Here is a 5531-nt window from a genome sequence, read left to right as displayed (position 1 = left end):
GCGGACGAGCTAAGCTCGTCCTTGCGAGCGGGAGTGCAAGCACTCCCTGCACCCACCTAAAGTTACAGAAATTTTGCTACGCAAAATTTTGAATTTTTATCGGTTTAACTTCTCGGTTCGAACAAGATCCGAGCCTGCGAGCGGGGCTCTGCCCCACGCCCCGCTAAAGTTACGGCAGGCTAACGCCTGCATTTTTATCGGTTTAAATTCGCGGACGAGCTAAGCTCATCCTTGCGAGCGGGAGTGCAAGCACTCCCTGCACCTGAGCGGAGCAATACGAGCAAGCGTTAAGACGCTTGCGAAGTCTCCGCGAAAGATAGTCAGAAATTTTGCTGCGCAAAATTTTAAAATTTATCAGTTTGGCTTCGCGAGCAACAAAGCTTATATAGCGCTAGCAGCGGTAAAATTTTAGCCTCTGCGGCGGAGTTTTTACGGCGGCGAAATTTTAAAATTTCAAAGCGGGCGGTAGGACCGGAATTTTAAAATTCGCTCCGAATTTTAAGCATAAAAATCAAAATTTATCGTTACAATTACGTAAAATTTTTAAGGAGCGAAAATGAAAAAAATAGTGCTTTTAAGCGCAGCTGCGGCGCTTGCCGTAAATTTAAGCGCGCAGGAAAATAGCCTTGAGATCTACGCGAACTCCGCCTTCTTGTACCAAAACTTCGGCGCGCAAAAATCAAACTTCAGCGTGAACGTGCCGGAGTACTTGGATATCCGCAGCATCGAGATCGCGAGCTCTTGCGAGGTGCGCGAATTATCTTTGGGAGAGATCGAGCCCGTGAAAAACGCGGAATTCGCCAAAAAAGAAGCGGACGAAAAAAGCCTGCGCGAGCTGAACGACCGCCTGGTCGCGCTTAAAGCGCAGCAGCGCTTTTTAAGCGATTTTGCGAGCTTAAAAGATAGAAGTTTGGCGAGCTTAAAGGCGGATTCGCAAAAAATTTACGACGAAGTCCTGCTTGTAGCGGGCGAAATTTCAAAGACGGACGAGCAAATCGGAAAGCTCAAAGAGAAAATTTCAAAATATCACATCAAAAACGAGCGTCGCTTAAACGCAAACTTTGGCTGCGATCCGAGCTTCGTTAAGATCAGCTACCCCGTTGACGTAAGCGCCTACACGCACAACGAGCTCTCTGCCGATCTTGCAAGCGGCAAAATCGAGGTCGCGCAAAAACTCTCGGTGCAAAATCCGCTAAACGCGGAGCTAGCAAATTTAACGATCGCGCTGTATCCTTACGAATACTCCTCGCAGACCGCGCCGCAGCCGTTTTATCCATGGTACGAGGGCGAGCCTGCAAAGCCGGCGCCCGCGGCGGCGTATAAAAAGGATGTGATGCTAGAGACGGCGACTATGGATAGGGTCGCGCCTGCGATGGAGGCTAGATCGTCGTATGCAAGGACGGGCGCGAATATCGAAAACTCGCTCTCAAAGGCGTGGAAAATCAGCGGCGTAAGCCTCAAAGCGGGCGAGACGGGCGAGTTTAGCTTCGATAAACAGAGCCTGGATGCGAAATTTGATCTGCTCATCGACGGCTACGGCAGCGAGGCGGCCTACGTGCGAGCTAAATTTAGCCCCGTAAGAAACATAGAGGAGAGCGAAACGCTAATAAAGCTCGACGGCGTGCAGATCGGGCTCGTGCATCTAGGCTTTGCCGCAAACTCCGAGGCTACGGCATATCTGGGCAAAAACAGCCTGATCGAAGTCAAAAAGGAGCAGGCGAACAACTTTACGAAAAACTCCTTTTTCGGCGGCGAAAGCAAAAATTCCATGGCTTGGGAATACGAGATCAAAAACGGCTCCAGGCGCGCTTGGAACGTGGTTTTACAAGAGCGAGCGCCCGTTTCGACGCATGAGGACGTAAAGGTGGCGCTGAAAAACTCGCCCGAGCAGAGTAGCCTCGGCAAGGACGGACTGCTTAGCTGGGACTTTGAGCTAAAGCCGGGCGAGAGTAAAAAGATCCACTTCGGCTATGAGCTAAGCAAACCGAAGAAGTAACAAGCTTTGGCGCCGCGCGGTTAAATTTTGTGGTGCGAAGTAGCTTTTTGCTGTGTGGCTAAATTTTATGCAGCACCGTTTTATGAGACGAGCTCCCCTTTTGCCGCGCCGCTGAATTTTACGCGGCAGACTGACCTTTTACGGCGCGATTAAAGCTTGCGGGCATAAAACTAAGGTTGCGGCTTTAGAGCTTATCTGAAATTTTTGGCGCCGTGCCGAGAGGAATTTGAGCGCGGCGAGAATTTAAATTTAAATGCTACGGCAATTTAAAATTTAGCGGCGCGAGATATGAAATTTAGCGGCGCAGGGGGTTGGTACGGATAGAAAAACTTTGAGCATCGCGTAAATTTATCTCGAATTTAAAAGCTCAGGGCGATGAACACGAAGCAAAGGTATAAATTTAACGCAGCGGCGAGGCGTGCTAGCCTTGCTGGCGGCGCCTAAAGGATCGTAATGAAATTTCGCAAACTTAAATTTAAAATCCTAGCCGCAGTGCTACTTTTCTGCGCCCTGTTTATCCGCATCGTGCCCGATTACTCCGCTTCGCAAGGCTCCTGCGTAGTTACTATTTTTGGCTATTACAAATATCAAAAGGGATATTGTCTAAAAGAGAATAGAATTCTGAGCAACGAAGAGTTACTTCGAAATGCCGCTATAAATTATTTTAAAAGATATCACGACTATGAAATTTTGCGAAATACCATTATCGACGAGCACGATATAAAAATTTTCGGCCATAGTTTTTATACGGCGCGCATCTCCAAGCTCTATCTAATCGGCGATTTTAATGAAGAAAACTGGTTTGATTTTTTAGTTGAAAATACCGATAGAAAGAGTTTTGATTATGAGATAAAAGACAAGACGCAAATAGATATCTCCGATCTATCCAAATACTTTGTGTATAAGGATGAAATTTTAGGCTTTAGACAGCCTATTATCTTATCGGAAGAGAAAAATCCATTTCATAACGGAAAAATGTTTTTAGAAAAATCATTTTTAATTAAAGAAAATCAATTTTTTGTGAATTATGTTGATGTCGATGATATAAGTTTTTACATTGAATATAATGTTATTAAAAATTTAATGGCAATAAAAAGCGGATATGAGAGTTTAGAAAACTTTAACAAAGTCTTGGCTTATATTCATATGAAGCATTTGCGACGTAAATTCTCATACGATAATTGCGGAAATATAAATTTTGATATCAAAGCTCCGGCGGAACAGGAACTGGATATGTGGATTCACGGCGGATAAAGTTAGTCGAAATTTTATCTTAACGAATGTAACCGAAAAAGGATAAGAGATGAGCAAAAAAGAAACTGATCTAAGATTAGACTTAGAGGGTAATTACGGAGCCGATATATTGAGTTATTATTTGTGGGGGAAGAAAACTCCTCCTGGTCCGAAAAAATTAGCCTCTAACGAATGGATGGATAGAAAAGGACTGATATGAAATTCTACAGGTCTATTAAATTTAAAGTGCTAGCTGGAGCGCTACTTCTTATAATAATACTCTGCGCCATATTTATCCGTATAATTCCCGATTACTCCACTTCACGAGGTTTCGCTGTCGTTTCTCTTTCCGACTATAACAAATACAAGCAGGGCTATTGCCTCAAAGAAAACAGAATTTTGCCCAAAGAGGAGCTATATAAAAGAGTAGCCGGGGCATATTTGGACTATGATGTAAAGCTATATTGGATGATTGATGCTTATAGGTTGAAAACCTTCGGTAGTCTTTGGTCCAGTAGATACGAGGTTGCATACTATGAACTAGAAAATATAAACTTATCAAATTGTTTTGAGGTATTAGAAAAATATTATCAAGAGGGAAAAACGACCGAGCAGATACTGATGAAAGATTTAAAGGCTAAAAAAACCGATCCGAAGAAATATTTAAAAATAAATTTGAAAGATACGAGCGTTGGATTTGACAGACCGATAGTTAGGGTTGGCGGTGGCGAGAAAGAAGTCACAGGTACTTTGTTTCTTGATAAATTTGCTATATTTAACGGCAATTATATGCAATTTAACCATTCGGAGTATCTGTGCGATACGAGAGAGAGGAAATTTTATTATCGTGAAGAAATACTATAAAGAGAGAAAAAATGCCGTAGTCGGTATCGGAAAAGGTTTTAAATTTGATAACTGCGGCAATATAAATTATCCGCTGGAAGAATATTATTTGGGCGGTAGAGATATAGAGAGGCGCTAAATTCTCTAATATTAATTTCATTAAAAAATTTATGGGACTTAAGACCGATGGATGCGGAGCAAAGGTATAAATTTAAATTTCACAGGACGGCGAAGTATGCGTTTGCTTCGCTGGCGGCATTTAAAGGATCATTATGAAATTTCGCAAACTTAAATTTAAAATCCTAGCCGCAGTGCTGCTTCTTATAATAATACTCTGTGCCGCATTTATCCGTATAATTCCCGACTACTCCACTTCGCGAGGCTTCGTGATAGTTTCTACTTTCGACTACAACAAATACAATCAAGGATACTGCCTAAAAGAGGATAGAATTTTGCCCAAAGAGGAGCTGTATAAAAGAGCGATTTTGGATTTTTTTGAAAAAGGCAAAATAATTCTTTATACTGCGAGGAGCAATGATTGTAAAAAATTCAAGGATATAAATAAATGCAGAGATATCTATAATAAAATGCTGAATTATTACGCTGCTTATGGGTACGGCAATAAAATAACGTATGATAAAGTATTGGAAATAAACCGAGATAGAAATATCTCTTTTAATAAATCAAGATATATCTATTTTGAATTACTCAATTTAAAGCCTATTGTTTTGAAGCCGGAATTTATAAGCGTAAATTTAGATAAAAATAGTGCGGGATTTACTACTCCGATAATTCAATTAGTAGGCGAGCATGAGTATTATCTATATAATGGAGATGGCATAATTCTAAATAGAAATAAATTGGCTTTTACCTACATCTATCTTTTTGATAACGAAAAATTTATGGAGCAAATAAATAAAGAATTAAGTTGGTATGAGAACCATAAATCAGATCTTAAACAAAATATTAGCTATTTAGAATTTGATAACTGTGGCACTACGAAAACCAATATAGACAAAAGTGTTGAGAGTATGATAAAAGAATTGGCAGATATGCCCTGATAAAATGTCAAGGAGTACACAAGATATAGTGAGTGCGGAGCAAAGGTATAAATTTCACAGGACGGCGAGGTATTTGCTGGCGGTGCCGATGGTTTTCTTGCTTGATTGGTGGGCAGCGGCATTGATTTTGGCGGTTTTGCCTTTGGCAGGTGCACCGAGAATCGCCGTTTTTGCGGCAGCATTTGCGATTTTGGCTTGCGCGCTGCTTTGGTATTTGTTCAAAAGGTATAAAAATTTTAAGCTAAGCAAGCTGTTTGTAGAAAATCCAAATCTCAGTTTACTGCTTTTTGCGGTAGAAAATTTATCGCTCGGCGCTTTTTACGGCGGGTTTTTGGCATGCCTCGCGGCGGGGTATTTTTGGGGCGAGCGTGCCGCCGGCTGGAGCGTGGCGTTTGCAT

At 41.9% G+C, this 5531-nt stretch carries 8 protein-coding genes; 7 read left to right on the top strand and 1 reads right to left on the bottom strand.

Annotation, left to right across the window (positions count from 1 at the left end; translation table 11 throughout):
- The first annotated feature begins 556 nt into the window (after nucleotides 1-556).
- From Q0224_RS02785 to Q0224_RS02765, 5 genes are all read left to right on the top strand, one after another.
- Nucleotides 557-1996: a DUF4139 domain-containing protein gene (locus Q0224_RS02785; RefSeq protein ID WP_297948940.1), complete on the top strand. Its 1440-nt coding sequence runs from the start codon at nucleotides 557-559 to the stop codon at nucleotides 1994-1996.
- Nucleotides 1997-2449: 453 nt separating this feature from the next.
- Nucleotides 2450-3250 carry a hypothetical protein gene (locus Q0224_RS02780; protein WP_297948939.1) on the top strand — a complete coding sequence of 267 codons (801 nt, stop codon included), beginning with the start codon at nucleotides 2450-2452 and terminating at the stop codon, nucleotides 3248-3250.
- Nucleotides 3251-3299: 49 nt separating this feature from the next.
- Nucleotides 3300-3449: a hypothetical protein gene (locus tag Q0224_RS02775; protein WP_297948938.1), complete on the top strand. Its 150-nt coding sequence runs from the start codon at nucleotides 3300-3302 to the stop codon at nucleotides 3447-3449.
- Nucleotides 3446-4093, top strand: coding sequence for a hypothetical protein (locus tag Q0224_RS02770; protein WP_297948936.1), 648 nt, complete (start codon nucleotides 3446-3448; stop codon nucleotides 4091-4093). Before Q0224_RS02775 ends, Q0224_RS02770 begins: the two co-directional genes overlap by 4 nt.
- A complete protein-coding gene (locus Q0224_RS02765; RefSeq protein ID WP_297948935.1) occupies nucleotides 4077-4211 on the top strand; it encodes a hypothetical protein in 135 nt (44 codons plus the stop codon). Before Q0224_RS02770 ends, Q0224_RS02765 begins: the two co-directional genes overlap by 17 nt.
- Nucleotides 4212-4374: 163 nt before the next feature.
- Here Q0224_RS02765 and Q0224_RS02760 read toward each other — a convergent pair whose 3' ends face one another.
- Nucleotides 4375-4497, bottom strand: coding sequence for a hypothetical protein (locus Q0224_RS02760; RefSeq protein WP_297948934.1), 123 nt, complete (start codon nucleotides 4495-4497; stop codon nucleotides 4375-4377).
- A 27-nt stretch (nucleotides 4498-4524) separates the two neighbouring features.
- Here Q0224_RS02760 and Q0224_RS02755 point away from each other — a divergent pair, with 27 nt between their 5' ends.
- Nucleotides 4525-5133 carry a hypothetical protein gene (locus tag Q0224_RS02755; protein WP_297948932.1) on the top strand — a complete coding sequence of 203 codons (609 nt, stop codon included), beginning with the start codon at nucleotides 4525-4527 and terminating at the stop codon, nucleotides 5131-5133.
- A gap of 28 nt (nucleotides 5134-5161) precedes the next feature.
- Nucleotides 5162-5531 (top strand): hypothetical protein (locus tag Q0224_RS02750; RefSeq protein ID WP_297948931.1); only part of this gene is annotated, 370 nt, incomplete at its 3' end.

The sequence above is a fragment of the uncultured Campylobacter sp. genome, assembly GCF_938002845.1.
Taxonomy (GTDB): Bacteria; Campylobacterota; Campylobacteria; order Campylobacterales; family Campylobacteraceae; genus Campylobacter_B.
The sequence above is the reverse complement of the archived record's forward strand: the minus strand, read 5'-3'. Positions and strand labels throughout refer to the sequence as shown.

Coding starts and splice junctions, on each gene's coding strand:
- Q0224_RS02770 (WP_297948936.1), top strand. CDS start 3,446: ATGAAATTCTACAGGTCTATTAAATTTAAAGTGCTAGCTGGAGCGCTA.
- Q0224_RS02785 (WP_297948940.1), top strand. CDS start 557: ATGAAAAAAATAGTGCTTTTAAGCGCAGCTGCGGCGCTTGCCGTAAAT.
- Q0224_RS02780 (WP_297948939.1), top strand. CDS start 2,450: ATGAAATTTCGCAAACTTAAATTTAAAATCCTAGCCGCAGTGCTACTT.
- Q0224_RS02775 (WP_297948938.1), top strand. CDS start 3,300: ATGAGCAAAAAAGAAACTGATCTAAGATTAGACTTAGAGGGTAATTAC.